Annotated in this window: 13 protein-coding genes; 7 read left to right on the top strand and 6 right to left on the bottom strand. The window is 55.1% G+C overall.

Annotation, left to right across the window (positions count from 1 at the left end; translation table 11 throughout):
- The 5 genes from H6G62_RS02515 to H6G62_RS02495 form a co-directional block, all read right to left on the bottom strand.
- Positions 1-483 carry a F0F1 ATP synthase subunit B' gene (locus H6G62_RS02515; protein ID WP_190492538.1) on the bottom strand — a complete coding sequence of 161 codons (483 nt, stop codon included), beginning with the start codon at positions 481-483 and terminating at the stop codon, positions 1-3.
- Positions 484-604: 121 nt separating this feature from the next.
- A complete protein-coding gene (gene atpE / locus H6G62_RS02510) occupies positions 605-850 on the bottom strand; it encodes an ATP synthase F0 subunit C (protein WP_190492537.1) in 246 nt (81 codons plus the stop codon).
- 150 nt (positions 851-1,000) lie between these two features.
- Positions 1,001-1,738, bottom strand: a complete 738-nt coding sequence (gene atpB / locus H6G62_RS02505; RefSeq protein ID WP_198807239.1) for a F0F1 ATP synthase subunit A — start codon at positions 1,736-1,738, stop codon at positions 1,001-1,003.
- Positions 1,739-1,816: 78 nt separating this feature from the next.
- Positions 1,817-2,266: an ATP synthase subunit I gene (locus H6G62_RS02500; protein ID WP_347239272.1), complete on the bottom strand. Its 450-nt coding sequence runs from the start codon at positions 2,264-2,266 to the stop codon at positions 1,817-1,819.
- Positions 2,267-2,389: 123 nt separating this feature from the next.
- Positions 2,390-3,640 carry a class I SAM-dependent methyltransferase gene (locus H6G62_RS02495; protein WP_190492535.1) on the bottom strand — a complete coding sequence of 417 codons (1,251 nt, stop codon included), beginning with the start codon at positions 3,638-3,640 and terminating at the stop codon, positions 2,390-2,392.
- Between the two features lie 330 nt (positions 3,641-3,970).
- On the opposite strand from H6G62_RS02495, the gene H6G62_RS02490 reads away from it, so the two are divergent.
- The 6 genes from H6G62_RS02490 to H6G62_RS02465 all read left to right on the top strand — a co-directional run bounded on the left by H6G62_RS02490 (position 3,971) and on the right by H6G62_RS02465 (position 10,295).
- Positions 3,971-7,204 carry a phycobilisome rod-core linker polypeptide gene (locus H6G62_RS02490; protein WP_190492534.1) on the top strand — a complete coding sequence of 1,078 codons (3,234 nt, stop codon included), beginning with the start codon at positions 3,971-3,973 and terminating at the stop codon, positions 7,202-7,204.
- Positions 7,205-7,741: 537 nt separating this feature from the next.
- Positions 7,742-8,227: an allophycocyanin subunit alpha gene (gene apcA / locus H6G62_RS02485; RefSeq protein WP_035986290.1), complete on the top strand. Its 486-nt coding sequence runs from the start codon at positions 7,742-7,744 to the stop codon at positions 8,225-8,227.
- A gap of 64 nt (positions 8,228-8,291) precedes the next feature.
- Entirely contained in the window at positions 8,292-8,777 is a 486-nt protein-coding gene (apcB, locus tag H6G62_RS02480) for an allophycocyanin subunit beta (RefSeq protein WP_190492533.1), read from the top strand.
- Between the two features lie 204 nt (positions 8,778-8,981).
- A complete protein-coding gene (locus tag H6G62_RS02475) occupies positions 8,982-9,185 on the top strand; it encodes a phycobilisome linker polypeptide (RefSeq protein WP_190492532.1) in 204 nt (67 codons plus the stop codon).
- A 194-nt stretch (positions 9,186-9,379) separates the two neighbouring features.
- Positions 9,380-9,808: a nucleotidyltransferase domain-containing protein gene (locus H6G62_RS02470; RefSeq protein ID WP_190492531.1), complete on the top strand. Its 429-nt coding sequence runs from the start codon at positions 9,380-9,382 to the stop codon at positions 9,806-9,808.
- Complete coding sequence (locus tag H6G62_RS02465; RefSeq protein WP_190492530.1) at positions 9,795-10,295, top strand: hypothetical protein; 501 nt, start codon at positions 9,795-9,797, stop codon at positions 10,293-10,295. Before H6G62_RS02470 ends, H6G62_RS02465 begins: the two co-directional genes overlap by 14 nt.
- Positions 10,296-10,741: 446 nt before the next feature.
- Here H6G62_RS02465 and H6G62_RS02460 read toward each other — a convergent pair whose 3' ends face one another.
- On the bottom strand, positions 10,742-11,053 hold the full coding sequence (locus tag H6G62_RS02460) for a hypothetical protein (RefSeq protein WP_190492529.1): 312 nt from the start codon (positions 11,051-11,053) through the stop codon (positions 10,742-10,744).
- Between the two features lie 202 nt (positions 11,054-11,255).
- Between H6G62_RS02460 and trpS the strand changes: the two genes are divergently transcribed.
- The gene (gene trpS, locus H6G62_RS02455) at positions 11,256-12,266 is read left to right on the top strand and encodes a tryptophan--tRNA ligase (protein WP_190492564.1); all 1,011 of its coding nucleotides are present in this window, start codon (positions 11,256-11,258) and stop codon (positions 12,264-12,266) included.
- Positions 12,267-12,294: the final 28 nt, after the last annotated feature.

Genomic DNA, 12,294 nt, shown 5'->3' with positions numbered 1-12,294 from the left:
CTAGGATGCAGAACTGAGTAATTTATCCAAAATTTGACGGCTAAGGCCGTCTACCTGCTGCTCTAAGGAGGTTAAGGCTTGGTGCTTTTGCTCGTCCAACTCCCGCTGAACTTGCTCCCGCTGAGCCTGGGCTTCCTGCTGAGCTTCCGCCATGCTCTGAGCCGCTAACTTCTGAGCTTCCTCTTGGGCCGTCGCAATAACCGCTTGAGACTGGCGACGGGTTTCGGCGAGTTCTTGCTGGTAGGCCTTGGCAATCTGCTCGGCCTTAGCAAGGCGCTCAGCAGCATCCACTTTGTTGCTGCGAATGTAGCCATCACGCTCGTCGATGGCTTTCCCTAACGGCTTGTAGAACAAGGCATTGAGAATGACCGCTAACAGCACAAACTGCACGGCCATAAGAGGCAGAGTGGCATCTAGATCAAACAGACCCCCACTTGCTTCTTCGGCGGCTTCCACAGCCAAAAACCAAACTGAATGAATCATGCCTCTTCATCCCCTGCATTATGTCGAGCCTGACAACCCGACTACACTAACTAATTCTCTAGAGTGATCCTCCGAATCAAAGGGGGGGGAAGGGAAGCAATCCCCACCCCGGCCCTTTGATTTAGCTGAAGGGGTTAGCAAAGAGCAGCACGAGCGCCACCACCAGACCGTAGATGGTCAGTGCTTCCATGAAAGCCAAGCTGAGCAGAAGGGTACCGCGAATTTTGCCTTCAGCTTCGGGCTGACGGGCAATACCTTCCACAGCTTGACCAGCAGCATTACCTTGACCGATACCAGGGCCAATGGCTGCCAGACCAACCGCTAGAGCAGCAGCGATTACGGAAGCGCCTGCGATAATAGGATCCATGTCGTTACCTCGATTTTGACAATCTACAACAAGCGAATCAGGTATAAAGAACGCTGACTTAGCGTCTTTTGTCTTGCGGCCCTCTAAGCCACTCTGCTGATGATGGCACCTGACCCATCAGCCAGCGGATTCTGAATGCCTCTTTCAAGGTCACTCATGCTCTTCGCCACCGTGCCCCTCAATGGCCTCACCGATGTAGGCTGCCGCTAGGGTTGCAAAGATCAGCGCCTGAATGGCACTAGTAAACAACCCAAGGATCATCACTGGCAACGGTACGAAGAGAGGTACCAGGAGAACCAGCACAGCCACCACCAATTCGTCAGCGAGGATGTTCCCAAATAGACGGAAGCTTAGGGAAAGGGGCTTGGTGAAATCTTCTAAAATGTTGATGGGCAAAAGGATCGGGGTCGGCTCAATGTATTTGGCAAAGTATCCCAGACCACGATTGCTAAATCCGGCGTAGAAATAGGCCAGAGAAGTGAGTAGGGCTAGGGCAACGGTGGTGTTGATGTCGTTGGTGGGAGCGGCCAATTCACCGGAGGGCAAATGGATGAGCTTCCAAGGCACCAGCGCCCCTGACCAGTTCGAGACAAAAATGAACAGGAACAGCGTACCAACGAAAGGAACCCAAGGGCGATACTCCTTTTCTCCAATTTGGTTTTTGGCCAAATCTCGGATGAACTCTAGGGCGTATTCCATCAGGTTTTGTAGCCCGGAAGGTACCCGCTGAACATTGCGAGTGGCTAACACTGACACCAGTACCAACAAACCAATCACAAACCATGAGGTTAGGAAGACCTGACCATGGAGTTTGAGATTACCAATTTGCCAGTAAAGATGCTGACCAACTTCTAACTCTGCCAGAGTTGAGGGATAAAACATAACCATACCCAGCGCCATCTTTACCAAACTGATTCGTACTTTCCGAGAATTCGGAAAATTTTGAAAGCCTAGGCGGCCCCATGCTTAAGACTGATTCGGTAAAACCGCTGTCCAAAGTGTGTAGGCAATGAGGGCGGCTTTATAGGTCAAAAAACCTAGAAAAACCGGAACAATCTGAAGCTGTTGCCACTGCGACGCGACGAGAATTAACCCGATGACAATCGCGAGGCGACCGCTACCGATTTTTGCCTGCCCACGCCCAAGGTTGGCAACGTTTTTTGCCAACATCCTCAAGTAAACCACACCACCGCACGCTCCAATTAAATAATTCAGAGCAATGGGCAAGGAGTAGGCGAGCCAGACACAGAAAAAGATGACGGCACTAAAGGCAACAGTACAAATCAGCAGATTTTGCTGGAGTCGGTAATATTCTCCCATCGCGGCATCGACCGGAGGGGGAAGCATCGACTCCTCGGCTGAGCTGTCTGTCACCGGAACCGCATCACTGGTTTGCTCGGAGGAAGTGGAGGCCACGAAAGCACTAATCCTTAGCCGTCAAGGGGTTTGGCCCGTTGTTTCAGGCCATGGGAGATCATATCACGGCAATAATACTTATATAGACGCTCCGCCGAGGAAATCCATGATTCTTAGGCAAAGCTAGGGGGAAAGCTGTGACGGCTGTAACAGGATGAGCTGTTTTTGCTGCATTTGCCGCAGGTCGTCTAGGCTGGCAGCGGTGCGGCTGAGCAGATCCGCCACGGTCAACGGTGCATTGGTCTCCGGCGAATCGGTCGCGGTCGGGTCGCTGGCTCGATCACAGGCGGACAACACCTCGAACTCGACTGGGGAGAGGGTGATGAACTGGTAGTTGTGGTCAAAGATGCTTTGGCTGGGCCAGCCCTCCATGCAAGGGTTGCGGAGAACCTGGGCGGCAAGGAGGGCGTCGTCCTGGTGCCAGTCCTGCTTGGCCAGCAGCGGTTTGGCGAGGAACCATTCAAAGTGGGTGATTTCTGGATCCAGAAGTTCTACAAGGCGGTACTGATCTCGCTCGGAAAGTTGTTTTGCCCGCTGGAGCAGTTCGGGGTTGCTTCCTAGTAGTCGATCCAACTGCCAGATGTGGGGATTGGAAAAGCCGACGAACTCTAGGCCAGAGGCGCTGATTAGGTCAAACAGGGTGTCGAGGGTGTAGTCCACCTCCTGGGGATGGACGTACATATCGGCAAAGCATTCGTCCCGCTGATTTTCCAGCGACCAGCGATCCTTTTCGCGCTGCTTGAGGCGGTTTCCTTCGGGTAGGCTGGCGAAAAGCTGTCGTCCAACGCTGACGCCATCTCGGTAATCGCCCCGCTGTTCCCCCTGCACCAGCGCAATGGCCCGCTGCATGAGGGAAATCTCCCAGCGACCAATGGCGGCATAGACAAAGACATGGAGAAACCCACCGGGGGCCAGTTTGGCCGCGAGGGATTGGATGCCGCGAATGGGATCCGGCATGTGGTGTAGCACGCCGACGCAGTTGATCCAGTCAAAGGTGCCTTCTAATTGATCGGCGTCGTAAATACTGAGGTGCCGGAATTGGACGTTGGTGGCCCCAGATCGCCGACATCGTTCTTGGGCAGTGGCTAATGCGCCTTCGCTGAGGTCAATCCCCAACACATCGGCCTGGGGGTTGAGGTGGCCCAGGTATTCCGTGCTGACCCCGGTACCGCAGCCTGCGTCTAGGACTCTGACCTTGGACTGGGCAGGCGCAAATCCCGTACAAAAGCTGTGAACCGTGGGCCAATACCAGCGCCAGTTATACCCAGGAGGCGGTTCATCCAGAATCGGTTCAGGGGGGAAGGGGTAGGTATTGTAAAGACGGGCGACGGCATCGCTGACGGATTGAACCGGGCTGGAGGAAGGGCTATTCATCACGAAACGTTACAAAACTTAGAGGTCTTCTCAGGGGGGTATGGCCATCCTCTATGATGACCGAAGACCTTTCACGAACAGGATGTTACACAGTTCTTAACAAGCTGTGTTGCGGTTCTGAAACGGTTTAACCTGAATCCAGGTTAGGTTACGAACCTGTTTCGGCTTGATGTCGATCAGTTGAGATTGATTAGAAACAGTCGATAACGGATTTGCCCCCAGTAGGTTAAGTTTCTTTGCCCCCCTAGGGCCAAGCCTCCAAGCCTGCGTCCGGGACGCCTTAGTCTTATAAATGCAGTGATTGTCCGCATAGGGAGCCTTTGAATACGCATGAGTGTTAAAGCAAGTGGTGGAAGTGCCGTGGCGCGGCCCCAGCTCTACCAAACCCTTCCGGTCGCAACGATTGCCCAAGCTGAGCAACAAGACCGCTACATGGCCAAGGGTGAGCTGGAGGATTTGTCCGGCTTTTTTAATTCCGGCCTGAAACGAGTGCTGATTGCTGAGACGCTGACTCGCTATTCCGAGTTGATCGTGTCCCAGGCGGCCAATCGCATCTTTACCGGGGGGTCACCGTTGGCCTACCTGGAACGGCCCGACGCCGATCAACCCCTGGAAAAAACGCGGGCGGGTACCGTGTTGGATGCCCAGGAAGCGGCCAAGCTCGGCACCGCAACCTTTATTGAAAGCAGCGGTGGCGGCGGTTTCTTCAGCGGCCTGTTCAGCACCACGCCCTCTGGCCCCATTCCCCCTGGGTTCCGGCCCATCAACGTGTCTCGCTATGGCCCCAGCAACATGCAGAAGTCTCTGCGTGACCTGAGCTGGTTCCTGCGCTATGTCACCTACGCCATCGTGGCGGGGGATCCCAACATCATTTCCGTCAACGTGCGCGGTCTGCGGGAAATCATCGAGAATGCCTGCTCCACGGCGGCGACCATCGTGGCGATTCAGACCATGAAGGCGGCCTCGATTCGCTACGTCAGCGGCGATGCGGAAGCCAAGGAGATTGTGTCCCAGTACTTCGAGGTGCTGCTGACCGAGTTCAAGGCTCCTACCCCTTCGGACAAGCTGCGCCAGCGTCCCTCCGGCGACCTGCAAGGCTTGCAACTGCCCCAGATTTACTTCAATGCGGCGGAACGGCGGCCCAAGTACGCCATGAAGCCCGGTCTCTCCGCCATCGAAAAGAATGACGTGGTGAAAGCGGCCTATCGTCAGGTGTTTGAGCGCGACATTACCCGCGCCTACTCCCTGTCGATCTCCGATCTCGAATCTAAGGTGAAGAACGGCGAAATCTCCATGAAGGAGTTCATTCGTCGCTTGGCCAAGTCTCCTCTGTACCGCAAGAACTTCTACGAGCCTTACATCAACAGCCGCGCCCTCGAACTGGCTTTCCGCCATATCCTCGGTCGTGCGCCCAGCTCTCGCGAAGAGGTGCAGAAGTACTTCTCCATCGTGTCTAGCGGTGGCCTAGCCGCCCTGGTGGATGCCCTGGTGGACTCCAAGGAATACGGCGACTACTTCGGGGAAGAAACCGTTCCCTACCTGCGCGGTCTGGGTCAAGAGGCTCAGGAATGCCGCAACTGGGGGCCGCAGTTTGAACTGTTTAACTTCAGTGCGCCCTTCCGCAAGAAGCCTCAGTTCATCACCCTGTTTGCCGCCTACGAGCAGCCCCTCCCCGACCAGCACCCCTACGGTTCCGGCAACGATCCGCTGGAAATTCAGTTTGGGGCGATTTTCCCCAAGGAAACCCGCAACGTCAGCGCCACCCCGGCCTTCTTCAACAAAGATACTCGCCGGATTTTGATTCACCGTGGGGCTGGCATCAACAACCAGTTGAGCAACCCCGCCGCTCGCGGCCTTAACCCTGGTTCCCTGGGTGCCAAGGTGTTCAAGCTGGATCAGGTGCCCCGCACGGGCAATACCCAGGCCAGCGTTCGGTTCTCGGAAAGCTCCACCCAAGCGGTGATCAGTGCCGCCTACCGTCAGGTGTTTGGTCGCGAGGTGTACTCTGGCCAGCGCTCCAACGTGGCGGAAATCAAGCTGGAGAACGGCGAAATTACCGTGAAGGAATTCATCCGGATCATCGCCAAATCTGAAGCTTTCCGTAAGACCTACTGGTCGTCCCTGTACATCATGAAGGCTGTGGAATACATCCACCGTCGTCTGTTGGGTCGTCCTACCTATGGCCGAAAGGAAACCAACGCCTACTTCGATATCTGCGCCAAGAAAGGCTTCTACGCCTTGGTTGACGCCATCATCGACAGCCAGGAATACACCGAAGCCTTCGGTGAAGACACCGTTCCCTACGAGCGCTACCTGACGCCCAAGGGCTTGGCTCTGCGCAGCATGCGGGTGGGCACCCTGGCCGAGAAGGGCATGATGCCGATTCCCGACACCACCGTGCCCCGCTTTGTGGAACTGGGTTCTGTGGGCGACGAGCGCTCCATCCCCGATGTGCAGCGCCGCATTAGCCAAGGGGTGAACCGTCAGCGCCAGCAAAACAAGGCGTTCAAGCTCACCTCCCTGGCCGACAAGCCCAATCTGAAGCTGGTGACCGCCGCCGCCTATCGCCAAATCTTCGAGCGGGACATCGCCCCCTACATCGTCAAGAGCGAATTCACCGCCCTAGAAAGCAAACTGGGCAACGGCGAAATCACCCTGAAGGAATTTATCGAAGGGCTAGGCTGTTCGAGCCTTTACATCAAGGAGTTCTACGCGCCCTACCCCAACACCCAGGTGATTGAGTTTGGTACCAAGCACTTCCTGGGTCGGGCTCCCCTAGATCAGGCGGAAATCCGCAAGTACAACCAGGTGCTGGCCAGCGAAGGGATCCGTGGCTTTATCAAAGCCATGCTGAACACCCCGGAATATGCCGAGAACTTCGGGGAAGATACGGTGCCCTATCGCCGCTATCCCACCCTGCCTGCGGCCAACTTCCCCAACACCGAGCGGCTGTACAACCGTCTCACCAAGCAAAACCGTGACCTGGTGGTGCCCAGTTTTGAGCCTGCCAAATCTACGATTCCGGTGACGGATATGCCCCTGATGGCCGACGCCGTGGCCGCCCAAGCCAGCCAAGAAGCGGCCCTCGCCGCTTCGGTCGGACGGGCCACTCAGTCGGCCACCCTGGAACTGCCCACGGTGCAGCCTGCGACCCGCCTATACCGCTGGTCGGCAGATATGGACGTAGCTCAAGCAGAAGACGTGATCACGGCGATCTATCGCCAGGTGATGATGGCCTACGACGGCGAAATCCCGACCGCTTGGCGTCTGTCTGAAGCTGAACAGGCTCTACGCCAGGGCAGTCTGACTGTTCGCGGGTTCGTGGCTGAGCTGCTCACCTCCGAGGCCTACCAACAGCGCTTTGTGGATACCTACCCCCAAAGCAAACTGGTGGAAATCATGGCGCGGCAAATTCTGGGCCGTAACCTAGCCCAGGGTGAGGAAACCCAGCAGTATCAAGCCATGGCTGATGCCCAAGGGCGGTTGGCCGTTGCCCAAGCGATGCTGTCTTCGGCAGAATACCAGCGCTACTTTGGCGAACAGGGCGTGCCCTACCGTCGCTAGAGCGCCCTAAAGGCCCAACCTGATAATTTGCCCTAGAGTTGGCCCTCACCCTAAATCCCTCTCCCAGGGGGGAGAGGGACTTTGAGAAACTTCCGGCTCCCCTCTCCCCCCTGGGAGAGGGGCTGGGGGTGAGGGCAAAGAACATGGCTACAACGCAAGTTTGCAGTCTACTGAGACTTGCTTGGGTATCAACCGGACTTTCGGGATCCAATCCCTGCCTGCTTTACAACGGAATATTAAGCATGACCGCCGGATTGTCTTAATCTAGGCGGTTATGTCTGTGATATTTTCCATCGTCCTGCCTGAAACCCTAGTGGGACAGGCATTTAGAAACCTGAGGAAGACTATTACAAAATATTGCGTTGTCTTTAAGAAGGGGATCACAATCCCTGACAATGATTCGGGAAGGATACTGAGCCTTTGAGGATTCTCGCTGAACTTGACAGTGCTGCGGTGGTGCCCTCGCTTGCTCAGTCCATTGGCCCGTCAATGCCAGTTTTATAGACATCTGGTTATATCTTTCGGAGGAATCCATCAATGAGTATTGTCACGAAGTCAATCGTGAATGCTGACGCTGAGGCCCGTTACCTCAGCCCCGGCGAACTGGATCGCATCAAGGGTTTTGTGACCTCTGGTGAGCGTCGTCTGCGCATTGCTCAAGTGCTGACCGAGTCCCGCGAGCGCATCGTGAAAGAAGCTGGCAACCAGCTCTTCCAAAAGCGTCCTGACGTGGTTTCCCCCGGTGGCAACGCCTACGGCGAAGAAATGACCGCCACCTGCCTGCGCGACATGGACTACTACCTGCGTCTAATCACCTACGGCGTGGTCGCTGGTGATGTGACCCCCATCGAAGAAATCGGTCTGGTGGGCGTGCGCGAAATGTACAACTCCCTGGGCACCCCCATCCCCGCTGTGGCTGAAGCCGTGCGCTCCATGAAGGCTGTGGCAACTGGTCTGCTGTCCAGCGACGATGCTGCTGAAGCCGCCTCCTACTTCGACTATGTTGTCGGCGCAATGCAGTAGTTGCATTAGCACCCCATTGTCGATTCGTTGTTGAAAAAACATCAGTTCTAAGGAAGCTTCACCCATGCAAGACGCAATTACCGCTGTTATCAATTCCTCCGACGTTCAGGGTAAGTACCTGGACAGCTCCGCCCTGGATAAACTGAAGGCTTACTTCCAAACCGGGGAACTGCGGGTTCGTGCCGCCTCCACCATCAGCGCCAACGCCGCTGAAATCGTGAAGGAAGCTGTGGCCAAGTCCCTGCTGTACTCCGACATCACCCGTCCCGGTGGCAACATGTACACCACCCGTCGCTATGCCGCTTGCATCCGCGACCTTGACTACTACCTCCGTTACGCCACCTACGCCATGCTGGCTGGGGATCCCTCCATCCTGGATGAGCGCGTGCTGAACGGCCTGAAAGAAACCTACAACTCCCTGGGCGTGCCCATCGGCGCTACCGTGAACGCCATCCAAGCCATGAAAGAAGTGACCGCCAGCCTGGTGGGCGCTGACGCTGGTAAGGAAATGGGCGTGTACTTCGACTACATCAGCTCTGGCTTGAGCTAAGCCTCAATCCCGGTGCAAATCCCTTTCTCCCATGCGGTGATAGGGTAGTCACAGGCCAGAGTCAGGAGCGAGTGTTTGGACAATGGGCTAGGCTGTGCTGTCTTCCTGGTGTCCCTAGCATTGGCTTTCGACTCTGGCTTTTCAGTAGGGTTAGCCCAACCGTCCATTCTGTAGTCCAGTGAGATAGTAGGAGAGCGTTTTACCATGCGCATGTTTAAGATTACGGCCTGCGTGCCCAGCCAAAGCCGCATTCGCACCCAGCGCGAACTGCAAAACACCTTTTTTACCAAGCTAGTGCCCTACGAAAACTGGTTTCGTGAGCAGCAGCGCATCCAAAAAATGGGCGGCAAAATCGTTAAAGTTGAATTGGCCACGGGTCGCCAAGGCACCAACACGGGCCTGCTGTAGACCAACGCCTTTCGTTCCTTGGAACGTTACGCTTGGTCATTGGGTTCGCCGGAAACGTTCTGTCACCCAAACCTTAAACCCTTCGGTAGCCCATGGATGATGGAGCCTAGCCGAAGGGTTCTGTGTCGAAAAGGTCTGTCCATCGTCCTTGCATACTATTAGCCTGTACGCTGAAGCCTGAAAAGGAGGATCCGATGACGGATTTATCGAACTCCGATTTATCCAGGTCAAAGTTATCTGGGCAAGATTCCGCTCAACCACCCTTGGTCGATCAACGCGACATCGACTACTGGCGGCAACGGTCTGCTAGTCAATTAGAACAACAACAGCAGGCGATGGATCAGGCGTGGCAGGAGGTGCGACAGATAGCGCAATGCTTGCGGCAAACCTTTGGGGCGCAGCGCATTCTGGTGTTTGGCTCGTTAGTGCGCGGTCGTTTCACCCCAGATTCTGATATTGATTTAGCGGTAGACCATCTTCCCCCCGCTCGATATTTTGAGGCCGTGGCCAGGGTCAATGATTTCAGTGCTCGCTGGGTTGATCTGAAGCCGCTGGAAGCGTTAACGCCCCATTTCCGCGACAGAGTGCTAGCGACGGGGGTGGATATCGATGAAAGCCATTAATGCCGTGGCGATACGTGAGCTGGCGGCGGATATCGAAGGAGAGCTAGCTCGTCTAGGCCAGCTAGAGCAGGCCATTCAGCGTGTGCAGCATGAAATTGATCAGGATCCGAGTAGACGCGATTTATTCTACGAAAACCTGGCTCTGAAGCTCCATAATTTCTATACCGGCTGCGAAAAGATATTGCAGTTGGTGGCTGTAGAGCTCAATGGAGGACTGCCATCAGGCGCAGACTGGCACAAACGCTTGCTAGATCGCATGAGCGAGCGGCGAGAAGGTAGACCAGCCGTCCTAACGCCAGAAACCGCCACTCGTTTGAGGGAGTTTCTGGGCTTTCGACACATTGTCAGAAATCTGTACGGCTTTGAACTTGACCCCAATCGAGTCGCCGCTTTAGTGGCAAACTATCCTGCGGTTTGGGTGAATATGAAAACTGATGTCAGCGCCTTTATTGATTGGTTGAGGGCCTTAGCCGCTGAGATGTCTTAGGTTCAGGGCTGGTTGACTGACAAAACTCGCTGGAACCCATAGTCTGTCAAAGTGTCAGGAGACCTGACCCCTACATGGAACCAACACTGCGACACCTACCAATATCCCCAGGATGCCGACATGAGGGGTAGGAGACCTGACCCCTACATGAAACCAACACTGTAGGGGCGCGGTTTTCGCGCCCGATGCAGAATCTTTTGTCAGTCAGGGTTCAGGATGTTTTAGTCCCCCAAGCAACCGTCAAGGTGGTCATTCTGGTTGCAGCAATTCTCATTTTGGCAAATTGGCCGTTCACCCTGAGCCTGTCGAAGGGTGAAAAGGCTTCGACAGGCTCAGCCTGAGCGGTGTTTTATTTGCCAACCTAGTCATACTGAGAATTGCTGTTCTGGTTGGGATGGTGATGGTGATGGTGATGAACTGAGATGCGGTATCCACTGCGGAATAAGTTACTGCTCCTGCATGAGGCGGAGGTAGTTTTGCTTAAGCTGAACATGGCTGGCACTCAGGCGATCCGATAGGTTCTTCTCGGCTTCGGAGATTTGTTGCCAGAACTGGGAAGACCGCTGGGAAGAAATGTAGGCTTGCCACAGTTGAGCAAAAAGGGCGATGGCTTCGGGACTTTGGCCTTGTAGATCCGCCATGATGGTCTGGATGATTTGGCTGGCTTCGCCGTGGGTTTCGACGGATTGGGCTAAATCTAAGGCCGCTTGGAGGCGAGTAGCGAAGTCAGTCGTTGAAGCGTCATCCGCAGAAGTCATGGCAAAACCTGGGCAGGGTGGGCACACAGGAGCGAAACCTAGCCCCAAGGACTGCGATGGGAATGCTCTTGCTGTCATAAATCTAAATAATTTGCGGAGATTCAGCAAGGCGGGGGCCAAGGAGTAGTGTAGATTCGTAAAGGGCCTAGCTGAGAAAGGCTCTATCCCGGTCGTCTTTACATTGCTCTCCGTCTTTATTGCTATGGCCAAACAGCGCATCCTTTCGGGCATTCAACCCACGGGTAATTTGCATCTGGGCAACTATCTCGGGGCGATTCGCAACTGGGTTGACCTCCAGGATGAGTACGATGCGTTTCTGTTTATGGCCGATCTTCACGCGATCACGGTGCCCCACGATCCGGCGCAGTTGGCTGAGAATACCTACAAAGTGGCCGCAACCTACATCGCCTGCGGTATTGATCCTGAAAAATCCACCATTTTCGTGCAGTCTCACCTGTCGGCCCACGCGGAACTGGCCTGGTTATTCAACTGCATTACGCCCCTAAACTGGCTAGAGCGGATGATTCAGTTCAAGGAAAAGGCTGTCAAGCAAGGGGAAAACGTCAGTATTGGTTTGCTCGATTATCCCGTTCTGCAAGCGGCGGATATTTTGCTGTACGAGCCGGATTTGGTGCCCGTGGGCGAAGACCAAAAGCAACACCTCGAGCTAACTCGCGACATTGCCAATCGCCTGAATTTTCAGTACGGCAGCGAAGAAAATCCCGTGCTGAAGGTGCCAGAACCGCTGATTCGAGAAGCGGGCGCTAGGGTGATGAGCCTCACCGATGGCACGAAGAAAATGTCGAAGTCGGATCCGTCTGAACAGAGCCGGATTGATTTGACCGATTCACCAGACGTCATGACCAAAAAAATCAAGCGGGCTAAAACGGATCCCGAACGGGGTCTTTGGTTTGATGATCCAAATCGCCCGGAATGCCACAATTTGCTGAGCCTGTACATGATCCTGTCAGGCCAAACCAAAGAAGCAGTTGCCGCTGAATGTCGGGAGATGGGCTGGGGGCAGTTTAAGCCTTTGTTAGCCGAAACCGCTGTGGCGGCATTGGCTCCCATTCAGGAAAAATTCAACGAACTGATGGCGGATCGGGGCTACCTAGAATCCATCCTCAAGGCTGGGGAAGAGAAAGCGGCTGCGGTGGCAAACCCCACCCTGTCCAAGGTGAAACAGGCGCTCGGCTTTTCCGTTGCCCCCTAGGCCGGGGATCAGTGTGAATCGCGGCTTT

Source organism: Phormidium sp. FACHB-1136, assembly GCF_014697375.1.
Classification (GTDB): Bacteria; Cyanobacteriota; Cyanobacteriia; order Phormidesmidales; family Phormidesmidaceae; genus Nodosilinea.
This window is presented reverse-complemented; position numbering and strand designations above follow the sequence as displayed.

What these genes read in the sequence shown, in the direction of transcription:
- H6G62_RS02515 (WP_190492538.1), bottom strand. Translation starts at nt 483, where the DNA reads ATGATTCATTCAGTTTGGTTTTTGGCTGTGGAAGCCGCCGAAGAAGCA.
- atpE (WP_190492537.1), bottom strand. Translation starts at nt 850, where the DNA reads ATGGATCCTATTATCGCAGGCGCTTCCGTAATCGCTGCTGCTCTAGCG.
- atpB (WP_198807239.1), bottom strand. Translation starts at nt 1,738, where the DNA reads ATGGTTATGTTTTATCCCTCAACTCTGGCAGAGTTAGAAGTTGGTCAG.
- H6G62_RS02495 (WP_190492535.1), bottom strand. Translation starts at nt 3,640, where the DNA reads ATGAATAGCCCTTCCTCCAGCCCGGTTCAATCCGTCAGCGATGCCGTC.
- H6G62_RS02490 (WP_190492534.1), top strand. Translation starts at nt 3,971, where the DNA reads ATGAGTGTTAAAGCAAGTGGTGGAAGTGCCGTGGCGCGGCCCCAGCTC.
- apcA (WP_035986290.1), top strand. Translation starts at nt 7,742, where the DNA reads ATGAGTATTGTCACGAAGTCAATCGTGAATGCTGACGCTGAGGCCCGT.
- apcB (WP_190492533.1), top strand. Translation starts at nt 8,292, where the DNA reads ATGCAAGACGCAATTACCGCTGTTATCAATTCCTCCGACGTTCAGGGT.
- H6G62_RS02475 (WP_190492532.1), top strand. Translation starts at nt 8,982, where the DNA reads ATGCGCATGTTTAAGATTACGGCCTGCGTGCCCAGCCAAAGCCGCATT.
- H6G62_RS02470 (WP_190492531.1), top strand. Translation starts at nt 9,380, where the DNA reads ATGACGGATTTATCGAACTCCGATTTATCCAGGTCAAAGTTATCTGGG.
- H6G62_RS02465 (WP_190492530.1), top strand. Translation starts at nt 9,795, where the DNA reads ATGAAAGCCATTAATGCCGTGGCGATACGTGAGCTGGCGGCGGATATC.
- H6G62_RS02460 (WP_190492529.1), bottom strand. Translation starts at nt 11,053, where the DNA reads ATGACTTCTGCGGATGACGCTTCAACGACTGACTTCGCTACTCGCCTC.
- trpS (WP_190492564.1), top strand. Translation starts at nt 11,256, where the DNA reads ATGGCCAAACAGCGCATCCTTTCGGGCATTCAACCCACGGGTAATTTG.